The following is an 18,756-nucleotide window of genomic DNA, read 5'->3' as shown; positions in this document are numbered from 1 at the left end:
CAAAGAAAAAATATTCAAACCCCATGGAGGAATGTAAAAAATGCTAACCCAAGAACAGCTAACCGGTGTTTACGTCCCTATCGTCACCCCGTTCGACAGCAGCGGCGCCGTAGATCTAACTTCATTCGAGCGGCATGTTCGCTGGCTTGCGGACCGCGGCATCCATGGCCTGGTCGTCAACGGGACGACGGGAGAATCGCCGACGGTAGCATGGGAAGAAGTCGAAGCTTTGGTGAAGACCGCCAAGAACGCAGTCGGCGGAAAATTGCCGGTGATCGTCGGCACCGGAACGAACGATACCGCTTCGACCGTGAAGCGTACAGAGCTTGCGGGACGGCTGGGCGCGGATGCCGTGCTTGTCGTTGTCCCTTACTATAACCGCCCGTCCCAGGAAGGCATCGCCACCCATTTCCGCAAAGCGGCGGAGGTCGGCATTCCCGTCATCGCCTACGATAACCCGTCCCGTACCGGGGTGGGCCTTACGGCGCAGACGGCCGAAGCCGTCCTGGAGCTGGACGGAGTGATCGGCCTGAAGGACAGCTCCGGCGGCATTCAACTGCTTACAGAATTGTCTCGCTTGAGCAGCAAACCGGTGCTGTGCGGCGACGACTCCTACGCCTATGCGATGCTTTGCTGCGGGGCCAAGGGCGGCATCCTCACCGCCTCCAACGTGGTGCCGGAAGCTCTCGTCGAGATGCACCGGCAGTTCGCCGAAGGAGACTCGAACGGAGCGAAACAAACGTTCGAAGGACTGCTTCCGCTCATCCGGCTTCTATTCAAGGAATCGAATCCGGCGCCGGTGAAGTGGATTCTTGCTCATCGGGGCATTATCTCCTCGGAGGCTCTCCGCCTGCCGATGACCAGCATCAGTGCGAAGCTCGGGCAGGAGCTCGAAGCATATTGGAACCAAGCCGGTGAACTGGTAAAGTAAAACGACGGTCTGCACAATACCAACCGTCAGACACACGAAAAAGCCCTCCGCTGCAAGCGGAGGGCTTTTTTCGGACCCAAACCTAATGTTTCATACGGGAAAACAAATCGACAAACGCCCCGCCAACGAGCCAGTAGCTAACGATGCAGCTGAGCACGATGAGGATAACGTTTTTCAAAAACTTCATTTCTTCAACTCCAATATCATTTAGGTTCGCCAACGATAGAAGCGCCAAGCTTCACCCGCTTCCGGCGTACGGTGCCTAAGTGCGGCTCCTGGTGTCGTTAGACAAAAGGACCGTCATCTATTAGACGATTGAACCTATGAATAAGTTTCAAGCAAATGTTTCTCTCAGCCGGAACCCGGGGTCATAGGCGACGTAAAACGGCGGCTAGACGACGGATGCCTTCCTCGATCCGGTTCTCCGGTTCCCGGGCGTACGACAGCCTTAACGAGCTGCCCTCCGCGCCGTATACGCTGCCGGGCATAACCGCGACGCGGTGCGCCTCCATCTCCCGGACCAGCTCGCCGTCTGGGATTTTCCGGTTCAGTTTGCACCACAGGTAATAGCCGCCCTGTGGCACGAGCCATTCGGCCCGATTCCCGAGATGCTCCTGCAGCGCGGTCAGCATCCGGTTGCGGCGGCGCGTCAGCGCCTGACGCAGGTCCGCGAGGTGACCCTGCCATACGCCTGACGTCAAGTACAGCTTCGTCACCTCTTGAAGGATCGTACTGTAGCCGTAATCCATTTCCTGCTTCGCTTCGGCCAGCCGGCTCGCGACACCTGCCGGAGCTACGATCCAACCAGCGCGGAATCCGGGAGCGGCCATCTTGGACAGCGTGCCCATATACAGCACATGGCCGCTGCCGGATGACAGCGCCTTAAGGGATAGAGGCGGCGGCGCAGCCCCTTCCAACGCTAACAAGCTGTAGGGGTCGTCTTCGACGATGGGGATGCGGCGCTCCTCGCACAGCTCCAGCAGCCGCCGGCGGCGGGACAGCGAGAGCGTCGTTCCGGTCGGGTTCTGATAGGTCGGATTGACGAAGATCATCCGGATTTTATGCTTGTTATACAACTGAACCACTTCCTCAGGAATGAGACCGTGCTCGTCCATTGGCATTTGAAACAAACGCAAGCCTGCCGAGACGAAGAGCGAGCGGGAGTAAGCGTATGACGGTCCTTCCAGCCCGATTGCGTCGCCCGGGTTCAGCAGACAGTGCGTCACGAGATGCAAAGCCTGTTGGGCACCGGATGTCAGCAAGATTTCGTCCGGAGCGGCATTCACCCGGTACTGCTCCTTCAGATGCGCGGAAATCGCCTCCCGCGTCTCGGCTTCTCCTTTCGGATTGGCATAATCAAGCGGCATCGACAGCGTTAACTCCCGAAGTAATGCGCTGAGTTGCTCCGACGGCAGCAGGTCGGCCGACAGCTCTCCTCTGGAGAAAACGACCGTATCGGGAGCCGCTGCGATCTCCCGGACCCGCCGGACAATCGCCAGCGTCGGCACAAACGAGCCTCCGCTGACATAGGAGTGCCAATTCAAGCCGCGCTTCGGTGTATCGCCCCATAACGTTTCGCTTACACGCGTGCCGCTCCCTTGCGTGGACTGCACGAAGCCCGATGCGCGCAAATCGGAGTAAGCCGCCGTGACGGTGCTGCGGTTAATGCCGAGCCGCACGGACAGCTCCCGTTCCGTCGGCAACGCCGAGCCCGGCAACAGCTGACCAGAAACGATCTGCTGTTCGAAATAACGGGCGATTTGCCGGTATCTCGGTTCCCGGCTATCCGTATCCAACCTCCAGTTCACGCGCATCCCCTCCAAGTTACCTCAGTATACGCCAAATTGGTTGGCGATGGTACCCTCCAATTGGATGCATACAATCTCCGCCGACTCTTTTATGCTCTCATTAGAACAAAATCGTCAGGTCAAGGAGGGCTTCCGCATGTGGTTTGGAGAGAAAAAGTACGCCTGGGGGCTTCTCGCGGTCCTCTGGGTTTTCGGCTGTATTGCAGCGTTATCCCGATTCGTCATGGCATACTACCAAGCAGCCATTACCGAGGATTTCGCCGTGGGGCGCAGCTTCATTTCGCTGTCCTGGTCGCTGAACCTGCTGATCGCTGCGCTGTGTATGCCGCTCGGCGGGTGGCTGGTCGATCGATACGGTGTCAAAAAGGTGATGGTGCTCAGCACGCTGTTCGGTGCGACGGGCTCCAGCATGGTCTTTTTCATACATCATCCCGTCGCCTTCTTTATCGGCTACGGCATCATTACCGGTCTTGTCGGGATCGGTTCGACCACAGTGTTCACGCTCGTGCTCCATTGGTTCGAGCGCCACCGGGCGAAAGCCATGACGATCATTAACAGCGCTTCGCCACTCGGCCTCGCTATCGTCAGCCCGATCTTCATCAGCTACGAAGGACAGCTTACGTGGGAATACGCCTTCCTTATCACCGCCGCACTCGGGATCGGACTCGTTCTCCCCAGTACGCTGTTGTTCATCCGTGACGGGAGGAATTCCGGGAAAGGGACGGACTCCGGAGCGCCGGATCAGGCCGCTGAAGCTTCAGGTCAGCCGGAAGAAACGGGCCAAGCAGCCGCCCCCTCCCGGTCCGGGCTACCGCTGCGCAGGCTGAGGGAGAAATTCGTGCCTTACTTCGGCTCCCCAGTTATCCCGGTCGTCATGTTCGCTTTATTCACCTGCGGGTTCAACATGGGCACCGTCGAAATGAACATGGTAGCCATTCATCAGCATGCGCACGTTCCCGGCACAATGATTGCATCGGCGCTCAGTCTCCTTGGGGTCATGGAGGTGGCCGGCTCGTTCGTTTTCGGCTATTTATTGGACCGTATTTCGCGGGCGCTCGCCCTGGCCGTATTATACGGCTTCCGCGTCCTCGGGTTCACGCTGCTCTGGTTTCATCTGGATTTGTCTCCGGTTCTGTTCTCCGTCTTGTTCGGCGCAACTTACATCGGCGCTATTCCGGGAGGACTGCTGCTTGCCGGGGAGACGCTCAAAGGAACGTCGACGCAGACCGGCCTTCTTCTGCTGTTTCACCAAGCGGGCGGCATTATCGGGGCGTTGGTCGCCGGATTTTTGTTCGACAGCTTCGGCAACTACCAGTCGCTAATCGGGGTGAACATCACGATTGCCGCACTCGTGGCCGCCAGCTACGCCTGGCTGCATCTCCGCAGCCGGAGCAAGCGCGAAGCCACTCGGCCATCTGCCGCACAGGCCTGAACGGAGGCTTCAGTCACGCTGCTGTTCCAAACCGAACCCCGGCTTCATACAAATCGCCGCCAGCGCTCCTGTACCAGGTGAGGTACAAGGCCGCTGACGGCGACTTCATTGCCTATTCGATTCCGCCTGTGTGCTTACACCCAGCCGCGGGCTTCCATCGCTTTGGAAATCCGCTCCATCGAGATCATGTAAGCAGCCGTGCGCAGGTCGGTTTTGTATTGGATCGCCAGCTCTTGAACCGCGCGATACGCTTCCGTCATCGCCGTCTTGAGCTTAAGGTTTACCTCTTCTTCGCTCCAGTAATAGTTCATCAGGTTCTGAACCCATTCGAAGTAGGAAACCGTCACGCCGCCGGCATTCGCCAAAATATCCGGAATCACCTTCACGCCATTGCCGAACAAAATCTCGTCCGCTTCCGGCGTCGTCGGTCCGTTGGCCGCTTCGGCCACGATGCTCGCCTTGATCTGCGCGGCATTGGCCGATGTAATGACATTCTCAAGCGCAGCCGGTACCAAAATATCAACGTCCAGCTCCAGCAGCTTCTCCGGTTGAATCGCGAACGATGCGCCATATGCGGACAGGTCTCCCTGATCCTTCAGTTCCTCCACGCGGTTCAAATCGAGTCCTTGCGGGTCATAAATCGCGCCGCGCGAGTCGCTGACGGCCACAATGCGGCAGCCCAGCTCCGACAGCAGCTTCGCCGCAATCCGGCCGGCATTGCCGAAGCCTTGAATGGCTACCGTCGCGCCTTCCGGCGTCTTGCCCATATCCTTCAACGCCTCTTGAATCGTGAAGACGCAGCCGCGGGCCGTCGCTTCGTTTCTTCCCTTGGAGCCCCCGATAATCAGCGGCTTGCCGGTAATGACGCCTGGGCTGTTGAAGCCTTTCAAACGGCTGAACGTATCCATCATCCAGCCCATAATTTGCGGAGTCGTGTACACGTCCGGCGCCGGAATGTCTTTCTCCGGTCCGACGATATCAGCGATCGCTTCCATGAATCCCCGGCTGACGCGCTCCAGCTCGCCCTTGCTCATTTCGCGCGGGTCGCAGATGACTCCGCCCTTGCCGCCGCCGTACGGGAGGCCGACAACGCCGCATTTGAAGCTCATCCACATCGACAGTGCCTTAACCTCGTCCAGCGTCACGTCCGGATGGAACCGGATGCCGCCCTTCGTCGGACCGACCGCATCGTTATGCTGGGAGCGGTAACCTTCAAATACGCGGACTTCGCCGTTGTCCATCTTCACGGGGAACGTGACGGACAACACCCGTTTTGGGTGTTTCAGAATTTCTACGGCCTCTTTGGGCAAATTTAGTAGAGATGCCGCATGCTCGATTTGCCTTTGTGCGATTTTAAACGGATTTAGATTTTCGGCAGTCAGTGTAGTTACAGTCATCGATTCATCTCCATCTCCTTCTATGCTTTAACGTAATACTGAAATAATAAGTTGTTTTTTATTCTATAGGTATCGACTTCCACTTTCAACCGTTTTTTTTGACAATATTCGAAAAATTATCAGAAAACCTTATCAAACCTTTCATCATATGTTATTTTTAATCTGAAAATAATGTATAATATAATTGACATCTATTCAAAATTTATCTGATGGAAAGAGGAGAATATGCTGACGTTTGAGGAAAAGATCGCTGTAATCGAATCGTTTGCGGAGCTGGAGAGGAAGAACGTGTCCTTGGGCCGGGTAAACTATCATTATGAGCAGAGCGCTTATGACAAGAAGACCGTCGTCTATCATTTACATCCGAACGGCAACGGCTTCGTCTATGCCGGCCATCTATCCGGTTACGACATCGACGAGCGGGGGATGGTGAACATTAGGGACTATACCGCAGACGAGCTCCGCTCGATTGTCGAAGCCTCGATCCGCTCCCTTGCGCCCAAGACGGCAAAAGAACAAGCCGTCACCGGCGACGCGGAGATCGAAGAGCGCTGGATCGGTCCGGATAAGCAGGCCTTGATGCTGCTGTATGAGAACGAGCTGTGGTGCGTCTATGCCGGGTTGAATCTCGAAGCAGCCTTCGAGACGTACGGAGAAGCCGAAGAGTATTTAGTAGAGGAAGGCTTTTCGAGGCAATAGGCCTCGCCCACCTGCGAAGGACAGCAATCAGCTTACGTTTCAAGAGCTCTGTGAACTCGCCGGGGGTGCATCCGATATCCGCTCGCTGATCCGTCTTATTGTTTCCGGCGCAGCTTGTGGATACCCGGCAAACAGCCGGCTACGGATAAGGTCTATCGCAGCAAAATGACGCCATTCCCCGTCGGACTGGCGTTTTTTCACTTCAACCGCCGCTTCCATCTCAGGCCAGACCCTAGAGACATGTAAAAGAAGCCCCGGCCGGGAATGCGACCCGGACAAGGCTTCCACGAATACCTGCTTCTTCAAGGACGAGGCGGATCAACGCAGTCTTCGGGACCCGACTTCCGCTCCGTAATCGGCATCGTAGGTGCTCGCATTCCTCGAGTGATTGGCGCGGAACGTATCGTATACCTCGTTGTCAAGGTCGGCCCGAGAGTCTACAAGCACAAGGATGCTCCCTTCCTTCACATATTCGTTGTAGCGCTTCGCTTCGTCCTCGGGAATTCCCATGCCGATCAATCCGCCGACGATCCCGCCGGCCCCCGCGCCGACAGCCGCCCCGGTTAAGGTCGCCGCAATTGGGCCTGCCGCAATAATCGGCCCTACGCCCGGGATTGCGAGCGCGCCAATCCCGGCCAACAGCCCGGCGATCCCGCCCAGCATGCCGCCTGTAGCCGCTCCTGCCGCGGCACCCTCCGGCGCTTTGGACCCGGTCTGATCCGCTACGGCGGATACGTCCTTCTTATCCTTCGCAATCACGGATATCTCATCCGCCCGATAACCTTGCCTTTTCAAGCCTTCGATAGCCCGGATCGCTTCCTGCTCGGTCTGGAACACGCCTACGATTTTTTTCTCGTTGTTCATGGTCATGACCTCCTCGGTTGGTAACGAACCGGCAAGCGGTTCGTCGGCGTTTCGAAGCCGGACGGCCTGCCGCGCTTCGACGCGGGCCCGCCCGAATCGGCGCCTCTAGCAGCTTTCCGCTACACAGCTTCTTACCCCGAGGAAGGACATGCTAATCATTCGGCTTTTCGCCGCAGCCGTTTCTACGGATCGGCACGTCTGACCCGATCATGCATCGCAAGCCAGCTCAGCTTCCCTCTTGCGGGTCATCGCGGCCGAACCGCGAGACAGACTTCTTTGATCCGTCAGCTCCCCTTCTCCGATCATGGTCCGTCTGACGGGGCGACTGCTGCCGTGACGGCTTCCCCCGACCTTACAACTACCCGTCTTAGGTCTTCCACGAACAAACGCATAAGCCCCGGCCTGCGCCGGACGGCGAGCGGATGGTAGCTGACGGTCGTCGGCAGCCCGCCGATATCGTACCAGCTTCCCCTGAGCCGCTTGACCTCCGCTTCCGGATCTTGAAAAAACGCCTGTACCGCCACGTTTCCCAAGCAGATCATAAGCTTCGGACGCTTCAGCTCCAACTGCGAAAGCAGGTGTGCCCGGCAGCTATTCCTCGCGGCTTCTTTGTCGTATTTGCGAACCGGCCGGCATTTCAACACATAGGTCACGTAAACGTCGTTCATATCGAGTCCCGCCTCCGCCGCACCGAGCTGCAGCGTCGCACGGGTACCGCAGACGAAAGCGCGGCCCTCCCGGTCCTCCCGCGCCCCGGGATTATCCAGCAGCATGATGATCCGGCCTTCCGGATTGCCTTCCCCCCATATAACGCGAGTCCGCTGATTCGCCAGCTCGCATAGCCGGCAGGAGGCCGCATACGGCGGTGCGGCTTCCTCCGGCAGAGCAATTGGATCGTTGTCGGTCATGGATTCGGCTTCCTTCCCGATAAGATTGTCGGTTTACAGGATGTTCCGGAAGTTCTGCGTTTATGCATTTGCACGACTCTATTAAGTTGAAGCCCGGTTATCGAAAAAGCCGAAGCAGCCCTCCGGCTCCCTCGGCTTTTCGCCCTTTCATCTCCGCTACATTCGCTCCACAATCGACCGGGCCATCCACACGCCGGCTGCGCCCGCTTGGGCCAGCCCCCGGGTCACGCCCGCGCCGTCGCCGCCGCAGTACAAGCCGCCGATCACCGTTTCAAGGTGCTCGCTCAGCTTCGGCCGGGCCGAGTAGAACTTTGCCTCCACACCATAGAACAGCGTATGGTCCGATGCGATGCCCGGCGTCACTTTATCCAGCGCCTCGACCATTTCGATCAGACTTTTCATCGTATTGTACGGAAGCACGAGGCCCAGATCCCCCGGAACGGCTTCCTTCAGCGTCGGCTCCAGAAATCCTTCCTGAATGCGTCCTACCGTCGACCGGCGGCCGCGAATGATGTCGCCGTACTTCTGCACGATTACACCGCCACCTGACAAATCGTTCGCCCGCTTGCAGATTTCCCGCGCGTACTCGTTCGGCTTGTCGAACGGCTCGGTAAACCGGTGGGAGACGAGCAGCGCAAAGTTCGTATTCAGCGAGCCGAGCGCCGGGTCCTTGAAAGCATGGCCATTGGCCGCCATCACCCCGCTGTGGTTCTCGACCACGACATGGCCCGACGGATTGCTGCAGAACGTCCGCACCCGCGTGCCGACCGATGTGTTGAAAATAAATTTGCCCTCATACAAATGCTCATTAATCTCGCGCATGACCACATCGGACGTCTCTACCCGGACACCGACGTCCACTTGGTTGTTGAACATCGGGATGCGCCGCTTGCGGAGAATTTCCGTCAGCCAAGCCGAACCGTCCCGACCCGGCACGACGATCACAGCGTCCGCTTCCAGCTCCTCGCCGCTGGACAGCACGACGCCTTGCACCCGGTAGCCTTCCGCTTCTTTCACCGTCAGCACGTCAGCCACTTCCGTCTTGAACCGCACCTCGATATGCCGCTTCAAATAGTCGTTGATCGATTTCAGAATTTGCAAATTTTTCTCGGTCCCCAGATGCCTGACCTGCGCCCGCAGAAGCTTGAGTCCGGCCGCGTAGCCACGCTGCTCGATCGAGCGCACGACCTCGGTCATCGGATCGGTGATTGTATCGGGTGCGCCATGCCGCAGATTGAGACTGTCAACGTAATGAATAAGCTCCAGCACCTGCGACGGCGGCAAATAATCGGTCAGCCATCCGCCGAATTCCGTCGTAATGTTAAACTTCCCGTCGCTGTATGCGCCCGCTCCGCCGAACCCGCCCGTAATCGAACAGGCTGGCAGACAGCCCGCATATTCCTTTTTCCCCGCAGGAGGAGGACAGAGCCGGATCTTTTCTTCCAGAATCGGACACCGGCGGCTGTCGATATCGTGTCCTTTATCGATTAACAAAACGCGTTTGTGAGGCGCTTTCAACGTTAGCTCATAAGCGGCAAAAATCCCCGCTGGTCCGGCTCCAACAATAATCACATCAAAGCGATTGCCCATCTTCGCTTTCCCTCCATCGAACGAATAATCTCGTGCCTACCCGCCCGGAGACGCAAAAAATCCCGGCCTCGAGCGGGTATGGAAAACCCGCCGCTCGTAGCCAGGAATTGTCGGTTCCTTGTAGAGACCCCCGGCCCGTCATGCCGAAGATATACGAACAGTCTCATCTGTGACGCTTATTCGGTTTACGTAAATTACGTTACCGGAATTTCAGATCAGTGTCAAGGTATTATCTTGAATTTGTTCGTGATTTACAGAAAAAATACACGTTCATCCTGTGATCTCGTCCAATATAAAACGAAATTACGAACATTATCAGTGATTCCCCGCTCGCAACCCCATTGCTCGAGAACCATACGCCCCTAAATCTGCTGATGAACCTTTTTGCGGCCGACGAGGCATCTACAATAACTTAACACTATCTTCAAAGACGTTCCTGTAAGATGGAAAATATATAGTTCCAAGGGCCCGATTCTTTAGGTCTACAATAAAGAAAGGAACGATTTCCATGAATCTGTCTATCGCCAAACAAATCGTGATCGGCTTCCTCGTAGCGCCTCTGCTGCTCGCCGTCATCGGCGGTATGTCCTTTTACTCGTTGCAGTCCGTGAACCGCTCATACTCCGAGTTGATCCGCAGCGATATTCAAGCGGCGCTGGATACCCACGTCATTCAGTTCGACGCCGCGCAGCAGATGAACTTCCTCAATGCGTACTTCGTCGTACAGGAAAGCCAGTATTTGCAGGGTTTTCAGCGAACGAACGCGGATTTGAGCGAACTGGCGGACAAAGTGAAGCCCATGTTGGCTCAGCCTGAAGATCAAGCCGCCCTGGCGCAAATTACCGAGCGGAACCGCTCGCTGCAACAGAGTGCGGACAAGGTGGTCGCCTTGCTGAAAACAGACCCGAAGCAGGCGCGGGCGATCGTCAGTCAGGAGGTACTTCCGGCAGGCACGGAGATCAAAAATCAAGCCAAAATCATCGTCGACCGGCAGGAAGAAGCGATGCGCCATGCCTATGAAACCAACGCCGCCCGCGTCGCCTCCACCCAGCAGCTCATTGTGACGGCCAGCGCCGCGGCCATCGGAATTGCCCTTGTTTTCGGCCTGATCATAGCCTCGCGGGTTTCGAAGCCGCTCGTCATGGTTAACCGGCAGCTGAAAGAAATTGCAGAGGGGGAAGGGGATTTGACCAAGCAGCTTGCGATCCGGTCGGGAGGCGAGTTCCAAGAGTTGGCTTCGTCGTTCAATCATATGGTCCGGCACCTGCAAGGACTTGTACGGCAGGTTGGCGCTCATGCGGAACGGTTCGCGGCGTATGCAGTTCAGCTGAGCGTCCGCGCCGAGGAAACGAGCCGGGCATCCGAGCATATTGCGGCCACGGTGCGGGAGGTCGCAAGCGGAACGGAAACCCAGAATGAAGCGGTCGGGCACAGCTCTGAAATTATCGGAACGATCGCCCTGAACGCCCGGCAAACTGCCGCCAAGTCCGGAGACGTCTTCACCGCGATCCAAATGACGGAGGAAGCCGCGCTGCAGGGCAATCAAGCCATCCATACGTCCATGAAGCAAATCTCTCTGGTGCATGAGACGATCAGCCGGATGACCGAAACGGTGAATCGGCTCGATGCCCGTTCCCGGGAGATCGGGACTTCCATTCAGCTCATCACGGACCTCGCGCGTCAGACGAACCTGCTCGCCCTGAACGCCGGAATCGAATCCGCTCGCGCCGGGGAACAAGGCAAAGGCTTCGCCGTCGTGGCCGGCGAAGTTCGCAAGCTGGCCATGCGGTCGGCCGAATCGGCGCAAACCATCACCGAGCTGATCGAATCCGCCCGGACCGAGATTCAAGCGGCGATCGAGATGACCCGGCGCAGCGCGGCCGAGGCCGACTCCGGCCTCCAGACGGTGAACGAAGCCGGCGCTTCGTTCGACCATATCGTCCTGGCCATCCGAGGCATCCGTGGGCAGATGGAGGATGTGGCCGCCGCCTCAAGCAAAATGGCCGAGGACAGCGGGCACGTCGCCGGCTCCATCGGATCGATTGCCGCGGCTGCAACGGCCAATGCCGAAGGAACCCAGCATATCGCCGGAGCCAGCAGCAAGCAGCTCGATGCCATGGCGGAGATCACGGCGTCGGCCGGACACTTGCTGGAGATGGCACAAGAGCTTCAGCAATCGATCCACCGTTTTAAAGTTTGAAGCCAGTAAACAAAAAACGGCCCGGGTGGCTTCTCAAGGAAGCACACCAGGCCGTAAACGTTACTTGAAGATGTCCGCATGCTCGCGCAGAAAAGCATCCAGCGAGCGCGGCTCTCTGCCGAGCAGACGCTTTACGGTATCCGTAGGCTTTTCCGGCAGTGCCACCGACATGGACTGAATTTCCGTCACATGGTTCGCAAGCCAAAGAGGCATATGACCGAACTCCATCAGATCGCGGCGCAGCGCTTCGGGCTCCATATTGATATACCGGATCGGCTTGCCGAGCAGGGCAGACAGCTTGTCCGCAATTTGCGGATAACTGAAAACCTCCGCCCCGGTAAGTGTGTATACATGCCCGGCGGCCTCGGGGTTGGTCAGCGCCTCTGCGGCAACGTCCGCAATATCCCGGCAGTCGATGAAATTGCACGCCGCTTCGCCCATGCAGCCGTAGAATGCCCCTTGATGGATAACGGTCGGAGCCAGGCGCTGCAGGTTTTGCATAAAAGCATAGGGACGCAGCACGGTATTCTTGAGCCCGGATTCGGACAAAAATTTCTCGATTTTTTGGTGCCATCCCGCGACGGCTACCGGGGCGCTCGGGTCGTAGGCAGGACTGGATATTTTTACGATATGCCCGATTCCGGCTTCTGCGGCCATACGAATGATCGAAGTCTCCAGCTCCACTTGTCTCGGACTGTTGGACATCGCCATGAAAAGCTGGCTGGCCCCTGCGAAAGCGCGCCGCATCGACTCAGGATCGGCTGCGTCGGCCGCTGCGACCTCGATCGTCGATCCGCCCCACTCCCCAAGCTGATGCCGCAGCTTTTCCGGCTCTCTGCTCAGCGCCCGCGCGGGCACACCGAGATCAACCAAACGTTTCACAAGCGCACTGCCAATCGTACCTGTTGCTCCTAGAATAACAATCATCTTTATCTTCTCCTTTGATTAATTAGTTTTTGGCTGCAGTGAGCGCCAGCGCCAGATCATGATCGTGCTTGCTATCGCTCCGGACATCGGAAAATCGAGCCACACCCGATCAACCCAAGCCGCAGGATCAAACGGCCGCAGGATCCCGAACAAATATGCCGTCGCCCAGGCGACCAATAAACCGAAGGCAATACCGCCCAAGGTAAAAGTACCCGTGACAATCAGGCGATTCGCGCCGGCAATCCAACGATTTTTGCCTCCCGCACTTCGCAGCCAGAGGCCCAGCATCCAGGCGATCAAGGCCGATGCTCCGCCAATGGTGGTCAGCGCCGCAATTTGAAGCCCCTTGTCGGCGGTAACCAATCCTCCGATTCCCGCCATGACGGCGGGGGAGATATAGGCCATGGCCACTTCCCGCCATAGCACGAAGCTTTTTGCGCGAGAACCGGCAGACGCGATGTAAGAAGCGCCTCCCCGCTTATCCGCGGATTCCATCCTGTTCATGCACTTGCTCCTTTCTTTTGCTCATGTGGTTCGCACTTAATTTATACCACATATAATTAGGAACCTAACTATATGCGGGTGAAAATGGGCTAGTGAACCTAGCCCGTTTTACCCTTTGCTCCTGTGCTGCTTTTTCTTGGATTCCCCCGCCGGTTTGTTCGGTTCGATCGTCTCGTCCGTAAGTGCCGAGATCCCCTGCGTTACCCGCCCAAGCAGGTCAAGAAATACGCCGCGCTCCTCGATACTGAGAAGGCCAACCATCGCTTCCAGCCTCGCGAAGTGCTCCGGGGCCATAGCTTGAAGCCGCCTCGCTCCTTCCTCCGTCAGAATGACCGATCTCTGGCGGCCGTCTTGAGCGCTGGTCCGGCGGGATACGAGTCCGTCCCGTTCCAGAGTGTCGATCAGCCCCGTCATTGTAGCGCGCGTAACACCCAAATTTTCCGCCAATTGCGACGGCAACGCTTCTCCCTCGCTATCCTCCAGCTCGACCAGCACCCGGTACCGTCCTGTCGATAAACCGAATCTTGCAAAATGGACCTCCGAGGCATGCCCAAGCCTCGTTCCTGCTGCCAATAGCCTGGTAGCGACAAGAATGGCCTGTGCGTCGACATCCAGCCCATAACGCTCAATCTGACGCTTCGATTGGACAAGCGAGGGAATCGCGTCATTCTGATTCCAAACTTTGTTATCGTTAGCCATGAATATAGTATGGCACCTAACTAATTTGTTGTCAAGAATTTTTTTCTTGATCACTGCGCTTGAAGCGATCCATGTGGCTGACAATTAGTCAGACGTACTTCAAGACATCTTAATTAAATTATGGAATCCAACGCTCTTTTTAACCTCACATGAAGTAACTCTGTTTGCAAATCCATGTTCATTCGGTGAAGACATGAAACGATGTCTTCAACCGCTAATCTATGTAAAGACGCCTCTTGATTGCTTGCCATCTTCAGTACAGACATTGTGCAAGCTTCGTAGGTTTGAATTTGCAGTATTAATTCTCGTTCTTCGGCGTCCAATCTGTCTACGAGGAGAAGTTTATTTATATCCATGTCGCCCACCCTTCCTACGATTGCTGAAAGCTTTCCCCGCGGTTGAGACTAGAATATAGCTGGTTACATTCATTAAAAGCGACCTCCGTTGTAGAATATAAAACCAATACTACCCTTAAGCGATTAAACCGTTAAGAGTTCAATCCCTTCGATTAACTATACCACTCTTAAGAGTATAGCGCAATGTATTATTGACCAGACTATGGTATAATAAAAACTTAATTACGCTTAAAGGTAATGGAGGAGCTATGAAGATTCACATTAGATTACGAGATATATTAGCAGAACGCGGTATTTCACAACGGCAGTTTGCTCTCTCAATGAATATGCGAATTGCAACCATCAACCATCTCTGTTCTAATTCCGTAGACAGAGTTTATATTCGCACGTTAGAGCAAATTTGCGAAGCCTTGGATATTACCGTAGACCAACTTGTTGTCTCGGTAAACGAGAAAGAAGACGCGGCCGATAAATAACATACCTGCATAACCTTCCATACGGCTTGTAGAGCCATCTATTTTCTCCGCACACCCTATGTTGGCGGTGTTTTAGGTATGCAAAAAAAGCCCCTTCCTCCTCTTTACCCCGCATCCTACACATCAATGAGCAGCTTATAGCACACACGGTTTCTTTCTATATGAATCGTATCACCCACAACTGACGCCGATTGTAGTAAAATGGAGGATAGCATTTTCACTCCACGTATATATGAGAAGTGTGTTGCTGCATTAAACCGATCAGGATTGCATTTTGACAGATTGAAGGGATATGAAAAATGAAACACATGTTAGGCAAATTGCTCAACAATTACTGGAGCCCCTATGCCGCGATGGGAATCGCAGGTCTTCTGAGCGCACTCTACTTCGGAATTACCGGAACCGTATGGGCCGTAACCGGCGAATTCACTCGTTTGGGAGGGCACGTTTTACAGCTTTTCGGCGTGGATGTTTCCAATTGGGCCTATTACGGCTTGATTCGCATGGACGGAACGACCTTCAGCAGAACAGACGGCTGGATCGTGTGGGGCATGTTCATCGGCGCCTTGATTATGATTTTGCTCAGCAATAATTTTAAGGTAAGAGTTCCGAAGCAAAAGCGACGCTTGCTGCAAGGGCTGATTGGCGGATTCATCGCGGGTGTCGGCGCCCGTTTGGCGCTAGGCTGCAATCTGGCTGCCCTTTTCACTGGTGTACCTCAGTTTTCATTTCATGCTTGGATATTTATGATCGCCACCGCAATCGGCACTTACGCGGGCGTTAAAATCGTCAATACAAGATGGTGGAAAGGCAAGCCTGCCCTGCAAAAGGGCAATATAGCCCAAAGCGCTGCCAAAGCCAGAAAAATTCAACCTATTGCAGGGACCGTTATTGCATTGTTATATGCAGGTCTTATCGTTTACTTTTTTATCTCGGGCCGCACGATGTTGGGCGTAGCCGCTTTATTCGGGGCCGCATTCGGTATTTTGATTGAAAGAGGGCAAATTTGTTTTACATCTGCGTTCCGCGATTTATGGATCAGCGGGCGGGCCACCATGACGAAAGCAATCACGGTCGGCATGGCAATTAGTTCCGTGGCGACACTGCTAATCATTCTGATTTACGGCTTGGACCCGATTACCAAGATCGCCGCGCCAAGCACATTTATCGGCGGCGTGCTGTTCGGCATCGGCATCGTACTGGCTGGCGGCTGCGAGACAGGCATGATGTACCGGCTGATGGAAGGACAAGTCGTGTTCTTACCCGTATTTATTGGCAACATTATCGGGGCCACGGCCCTCGCCTATGCTTGGGATCATCTCGGTGTCTATAACGCGCTCGTGCAAAGCGGCGCCAAAATCAATCTGCTCACGATCATGGGGCCGGTCGGCGCGCTGCTGTTGACCTTGATCTTGCTGGGAATCGGATATGCCGTGGCCGTATACTGGCAAAAAAACTACCGCTTCGGCGTTGGATTCAAGAAAGGGGACTACAAAAATGTCGGTTGAAGTTGATTTCACGTTGGATCTTCGAGGGGAATCTTGTCCATACCCTGTTATTTATACGCTGGAAACCTTACGGGACATGACGAAGGGGCAGCTGCTTCATGTCATTGTCGACTGTCCGGCGGCTTTCCGCAACATCCCGGAAGAAGTCGTCAAGCACGGCTATACGTTCACGCAGGAACCTGTCAAAAACGGGCAGGATTTAAACTTTTATATTCAGGCGTAAAAAAACCAAAGGATTAGGTGCGAAAAATTCGCGGTCTAATCCTTTTTCTTATTGCAGTTTTGGCTATTCTATTGGCAATTTTTAAATTCACGCACTTGGGCCGTTGTCGTCTGTTCCTACGCCGTAACCGGCGTAATGTTCCGTGCTTTGAACACTTCGCTGACCACATTCAAGGCTCCGCATGCTTTCGGGAACCCGGCGTAGCCTGCACAGTGCAGGACGATCTCCAAAATTTCCTCTGGCGTCAAGCCGACGTTCAGCGCCGCATGCACATGGAACGGCAACTGCTCCGTCGCCCCCTGCGTGATGAGCGAGGTGATCGTAATGATCTCCCGCTGCTTCAGGTCCAGCGTCTTGCGCGAGTACAAATCGCCGAATCCGAAGGATACGATCTGATGCGCCATATCCGGGAAAAAAGCACCGATATTCCCGATCGTCTGCGCTCCTTCTTCTCCGACCATCTCCACTAACGTCTTCATGCCCCGTTCATACCGATCGGCGTTCGTTAACCGGTCTTCGCTTCCCATCGTACTCACCTCTGCTTATGTATTCATGACCCTCTCCAGTTACCCGCGCGCCATCGTCGGCGGAATTTCCAGCGGATCGGCCATCACTTCGATCACGGCCGTACGTCGCATCGCCAGCGCCTGCGTCACCGCAGCATACAGCTCGGCTTCGGTCGAGCAGCGGAACGCTTCCGCTCCCATCGCTTCCCCGAACTTGGCGGCGTGCACCGGCACCGTGTAATTCGTCCCGATCGCACGGCCCAGATGCCGGGCCATCCCTTTTTCCACCATATCCAGACTGCTGTTATTCATCACAACGAAAATGACCGGAGCGCCGGCATTCACCGCCGTCGAGATTTCCGTGCCGTTCATGAACAGGCATCCGTCCCCGGTCAGGCAGACGATCGTTTTGTCCGGCTCCGCAAGCTGGGCGCCGACGGCATATCCGATGGCGCGGCCCATCGTCGCATACACTTCTTCGAAGTAGAACGTCCCGGGCACCTCGATATCCAAGTGCTTCACCGCATAAAAGGAATGGCTGCCCGCATCGCCGTACACCACAGCCTCCTTCGGCAGCGCCGACCGCAGGACGCGCATCGTCTGCCGTCCGGTCAGCCACCGGCTCTCCGTCGGCTCCTCCGCTTCGGCGGCCGGTTCCGATGCGGCCGCAGCCTCGGCATACGCGCTTGTAAGCTCTACCCGACGGCCATCCGTCAACCGTAGCAGCTCCTGAAGATTGCGCTTCAAGTCGCCAAGCACCGGGAGCACCGGCACGGGCACCGCTTTGCCGATAAACGTCGGCTCGTAGTCGAAATGGATCATCCGCTGCGGGTACATGTCCGGCGTCAGTCCGGGCAGCTCCAAGTCGCTGAGCTGGCTGCCCACGACCATCATCACGTCGACACCTTCGCCCATATAGGCTTTGGACGTCTCGTTGCCGCCAAGACCGAACGGTCCGAGCGACAGCGGATGCCCGGATACGAACGCGCCCTTGCCTCCCGGCATCGTCATCACGGGAATGCTCCATCGTTCGGCCAGCTGCCGGAGCTCTTCGTAGACCCGGCAAGCGTGCACGCCGCCGCCCACGAACAGCACCGGACGCCTTGCCGCATCAAGCCATTCGATCACTTGATCGAGATTAGCGGAAAGAACGGCCGGATAATGCGTCGGCAGCGGAATTTGAAAAGGTCGGACTTCCTCTGTCAGAACGTCCAAGGGGATGGAGAGATGGACGGGGCCTTTCACCCCGGTGCAGGCTTGTTCGATCGCATGGCGCAGGTACGTCTCCAGCAGTTCGCCGCGCTCGATGCGCGCGCTGAATTTCGTCACCGGCTCGAACATCTTGACGAGGTCGGTGCCGAACAGCGTGCTGTCCTGCCCGAGCACCTTGCCGATCTCTTTGATCGGCGGCTGCCCGGTCAAGAACAGGACGGGAACGCCCGTCGCCTTCGCTTGTCCCGCGGCGGTCAGCATGTTGATGCCGCCCGGCCCCGCCGTGCTCAGCGCTGCGCCAAGCCGCCCGCCTTCGAAGGCGTACCCCGCCGCTGCGAACCCTGCGCCGCCTTCATGCTTGCTCAGCACGAAGGCGATGCCCTGCCGGTCCATCTCCATGACCAGAGGCGTCACCGGCTTTCCTGGGATGCCGAATACATGGGTAACGCCCCATCGAATCAAATGCTCCACTAATAATTGAGCCACAGTTTTCATGATGATCCCCTTTTTTTGAAA

The 18,756-nt window shown here is 56.2% G+C and carries 17 protein-coding genes and 1 riboswitch; of the genes, 7 read left to right on the top strand and 10 right to left on the bottom strand.

Going from position 1 to position 18,756, the window contains the following annotated elements; genetic code table 11:
* The first annotated feature begins 40 nt into the window (after positions 1-40).
* Positions 41-931: a 4-hydroxy-tetrahydrodipicolinate synthase gene (gene dapA / locus PEL01S_RS13530; protein WP_063184818.1), complete on the top strand. Its 891-nt coding sequence runs from the start codon at positions 41-43 to the stop codon at positions 929-931.
* Positions 932-1,299: 368 nt separating this feature from the next.
* Here dapA and pdxR read toward each other — a convergent pair whose 3' ends face one another.
* Positions 1,300-2,739 carry a MocR-like pyridoxine biosynthesis transcription factor PdxR gene (gene pdxR / locus PEL01S_RS13525; protein ID WP_255320112.1) on the bottom strand — a complete coding sequence of 480 codons (1,440 nt, stop codon included), beginning with the start codon at positions 2,737-2,739 and terminating at the stop codon, positions 1,300-1,302.
* A 136-nt stretch (positions 2,740-2,875) separates the two neighbouring features.
* On the opposite strand from pdxR, the gene PEL01S_RS13520 reads away from it, so the two are divergent.
* Entirely contained in the window at positions 2,876-4,171 is a 1,296-nt protein-coding gene (locus tag PEL01S_RS13520; RefSeq protein ID WP_163768723.1) for an MFS transporter, read from the top strand.
* 134 nt (positions 4,172-4,305) lie between these two features.
* On the opposite strand, the gene PEL01S_RS13515 is transcribed toward PEL01S_RS13520, so the two are convergent.
* Positions 4,306-5,568: a Glu/Leu/Phe/Val family dehydrogenase gene (locus tag PEL01S_RS13515; RefSeq protein ID WP_127460645.1), complete on the bottom strand. Its 1,263-nt coding sequence runs from the start codon at positions 5,566-5,568 to the stop codon at positions 4,306-4,308.
* A gap of 225 nt (positions 5,569-5,793) precedes the next feature.
* Here PEL01S_RS13515 and PEL01S_RS13510 point away from each other — a divergent pair, with 225 nt between their 5' ends.
* Positions 5,794-6,267, top strand: a complete 474-nt coding sequence (locus PEL01S_RS13510; RefSeq protein ID WP_063184821.1) for a hypothetical protein — start codon at positions 5,794-5,796, stop codon at positions 6,265-6,267.
* 318 nt (positions 6,268-6,585) lie between these two features.
* Here the strand turns inward: PEL01S_RS13510 and PEL01S_RS13505 are convergent, their stop codons facing one another.
* The 3 genes from PEL01S_RS13505 to PEL01S_RS13495 all read right to left on the bottom strand — a co-directional run bounded on the left by PEL01S_RS13505 (position 6,586) and on the right by PEL01S_RS13495 (position 9,629).
* Positions 6,586-7,131, bottom strand: coding sequence for a general stress protein (locus PEL01S_RS13505; RefSeq protein ID WP_108532273.1), 546 nt, complete (start codon positions 7,129-7,131; stop codon positions 6,586-6,588).
* Positions 7,132-7,433: 302 nt separating this feature from the next.
* On the bottom strand, positions 7,434-8,039 hold the full coding sequence (locus tag PEL01S_RS13500; protein ID WP_063184823.1) for a uracil-DNA glycosylase: 606 nt from the start codon (positions 8,037-8,039) through the stop codon (positions 7,434-7,436).
* 156 nt (positions 8,040-8,195) lie between these two features.
* Positions 8,196-9,629 (bottom strand): NAD(P)/FAD-dependent oxidoreductase, encoded by a 1,434-nt coding sequence (locus tag PEL01S_RS13495; RefSeq protein WP_127460644.1) that lies wholly within the window; start codon positions 9,627-9,629, stop codon positions 8,196-8,198.
* A gap of 77 nt (positions 9,630-9,706) precedes the next feature.
* A riboswitch (purine riboswitch) is annotated at positions 9,707-9,806 on the bottom strand.
* Between the two features lie 331 nt (positions 9,807-10,137).
* Here PEL01S_RS13495 and PEL01S_RS13490 point away from each other — a divergent pair.
* Positions 10,138-11,829 carry a methyl-accepting chemotaxis protein gene (locus tag PEL01S_RS13490; protein WP_127460643.1) on the top strand — a complete coding sequence of 564 codons (1,692 nt, stop codon included), beginning with the start codon at positions 10,138-10,140 and terminating at the stop codon, positions 11,827-11,829.
* Between the two features lie 60 nt (positions 11,830-11,889).
* Here PEL01S_RS13490 and PEL01S_RS13485 read toward each other — a convergent pair whose 3' ends face one another.
* From PEL01S_RS13485 to PEL01S_RS13475, 3 genes are all read right to left on the bottom strand, one after another.
* Positions 11,890-12,756, bottom strand: a complete 867-nt coding sequence (locus PEL01S_RS13485; protein WP_127460641.1) for an SDR family oxidoreductase — start codon at positions 12,754-12,756, stop codon at positions 11,890-11,892.
* A gap of 18 nt (positions 12,757-12,774) precedes the next feature.
* A complete protein-coding gene (locus PEL01S_RS13480) occupies positions 12,775-13,260 on the bottom strand; it encodes a hypothetical protein (protein WP_174806945.1) in 486 nt (161 codons plus the stop codon).
* Between the two features lie 108 nt (positions 13,261-13,368).
* Positions 13,369-13,959: a MarR family winged helix-turn-helix transcriptional regulator gene (locus PEL01S_RS13475; protein ID WP_127460640.1), complete on the bottom strand. Its 591-nt coding sequence runs from the start codon at positions 13,957-13,959 to the stop codon at positions 13,369-13,371.
* 604 nt (positions 13,960-14,563) lie between these two features.
* On the opposite strand from PEL01S_RS13475, the gene PEL01S_RS13465 reads away from it, so the two are divergent.
* The 3 genes from PEL01S_RS13465 to yedF all read left to right on the top strand — a co-directional run bounded on the left by PEL01S_RS13465 (position 14,564) and on the right by yedF (position 16,522).
* On the top strand, positions 14,564-14,791 hold the full coding sequence (locus PEL01S_RS13465) for a helix-turn-helix domain-containing protein (protein ID WP_127460639.1): 228 nt from the start codon (positions 14,564-14,566) through the stop codon (positions 14,789-14,791).
* A gap of 299 nt (positions 14,792-15,090) precedes the next feature.
* Positions 15,091-16,299, top strand: coding sequence for a selenium metabolism membrane protein YedE/FdhT (gene yedE / locus PEL01S_RS13460; protein WP_127460638.1), 1,209 nt, complete (start codon positions 15,091-15,093; stop codon positions 16,297-16,299).
* Positions 16,289-16,522, top strand: a complete 234-nt coding sequence (gene yedF / locus PEL01S_RS13455; RefSeq protein WP_063184831.1) for a sulfurtransferase-like selenium metabolism protein YedF — start codon at positions 16,289-16,291, stop codon at positions 16,520-16,522. Before yedE ends, yedF begins: the two co-directional genes overlap by 11 nt.
* Positions 16,523-16,638: 116 nt before the next feature.
* Here yedF and PEL01S_RS13450 read toward each other — a convergent pair whose 3' ends face one another.
* Both PEL01S_RS13450 and PEL01S_RS13445 read right to left on the bottom strand, forming a co-directional pair.
* On the bottom strand, positions 16,639-17,049 hold the full coding sequence (locus PEL01S_RS13450) for a carboxymuconolactone decarboxylase family protein (protein WP_127460637.1): 411 nt from the start codon (positions 17,047-17,049) through the stop codon (positions 16,639-16,641).
* Positions 17,050-17,088: 39 nt separating this feature from the next.
* A complete protein-coding gene (locus PEL01S_RS13445) occupies positions 17,089-18,735 on the bottom strand; it encodes a thiamine pyrophosphate-binding protein (protein WP_127460636.1) in 1,647 nt (548 codons plus the stop codon).
* Positions 18,736-18,756: the final 21 nt, after the last annotated feature.

This window comes from Paenibacillus elgii NBRC 100335 (genome assembly GCF_004000865.1).
Lineage (GTDB): Bacteria > Bacillota > Bacilli > Paenibacillales > NBRC-103111 > Paenibacillus_G > Paenibacillus_G elgii.
Note: the sequence above shows the minus strand (reverse complement) of the source record. Positions and strands in the feature narration are given on the sequence as shown.

Bases quoted from the DNA above. Each gene is read 5' to 3' on its own strand.
- dapA (WP_063184818.1), top strand. From the start codon at position 41: ATGCTAACCCAAGAACAGCTAACCGGTGTTTACGTCCCTATCGTCACC.
- PEL01S_RS13520 (WP_163768723.1), top strand. From the start codon at position 2,876: ATGTGGTTTGGAGAGAAAAAGTACGCCTGGGGGCTTCTCGCGGTCCTC.
- PEL01S_RS13515 (WP_127460645.1), bottom strand. From the start codon at position 5,568: ATGACTGTAACTACACTGACTGCCGAAAATCTAAATCCGTTTAAAATC.
- PEL01S_RS13510 (WP_063184821.1), top strand. From the start codon at position 5,794: ATGCTGACGTTTGAGGAAAAGATCGCTGTAATCGAATCGTTTGCGGAG.
- PEL01S_RS13505 (WP_108532273.1), bottom strand. From the start codon at position 7,131: ATGAACAACGAGAAAAAAATCGTAGGCGTGTTCCAGACCGAGCAGGAA.
- PEL01S_RS13500 (WP_063184823.1), bottom strand. From the start codon at position 8,039: ATGACCGACAACGATCCAATTGCTCTGCCGGAGGAAGCCGCACCGCCG.
- PEL01S_RS13495 (WP_127460644.1), bottom strand. From the start codon at position 9,629: ATGGGCAATCGCTTTGATGTGATTATTGTTGGAGCCGGACCAGCGGGG.
- PEL01S_RS13490 (WP_127460643.1), top strand. From the start codon at position 10,138: ATGAATCTGTCTATCGCCAAACAAATCGTGATCGGCTTCCTCGTAGCG.
- PEL01S_RS13485 (WP_127460641.1), bottom strand. From the start codon at position 12,756: ATGATTGTTATTCTAGGAGCAACAGGTACGATTGGCAGTGCGCTTGTG.
- PEL01S_RS13480 (WP_174806945.1), bottom strand. From the start codon at position 13,260: ATGAACAGGATGGAATCCGCGGATAAGCGGGGAGGCGCTTCTTACATC.
- PEL01S_RS13475 (WP_127460640.1), bottom strand. From the start codon at position 13,959: ATGGCTAACGATAACAAAGTTTGGAATCAGAATGACGCGATTCCCTCG.
- PEL01S_RS13465 (WP_127460639.1), top strand. From the start codon at position 14,564: ATGAAGATTCACATTAGATTACGAGATATATTAGCAGAACGCGGTATT.
- yedE (WP_127460638.1), top strand. From the start codon at position 15,091: ATGAAACACATGTTAGGCAAATTGCTCAACAATTACTGGAGCCCCTAT.
- yedF (WP_063184831.1), top strand. From the start codon at position 16,289: ATGTCGGTTGAAGTTGATTTCACGTTGGATCTTCGAGGGGAATCTTGT.
- PEL01S_RS13450 (WP_127460637.1), bottom strand. From the start codon at position 17,049: ATGGGAAGCGAAGACCGGTTAACGAACGCCGATCGGTATGAACGGGGC.
- PEL01S_RS13445 (WP_127460636.1), bottom strand. From the start codon at position 18,735: ATGAAAACTGTGGCTCAATTATTAGTGGAGCATTTGATTCGATGGGGC.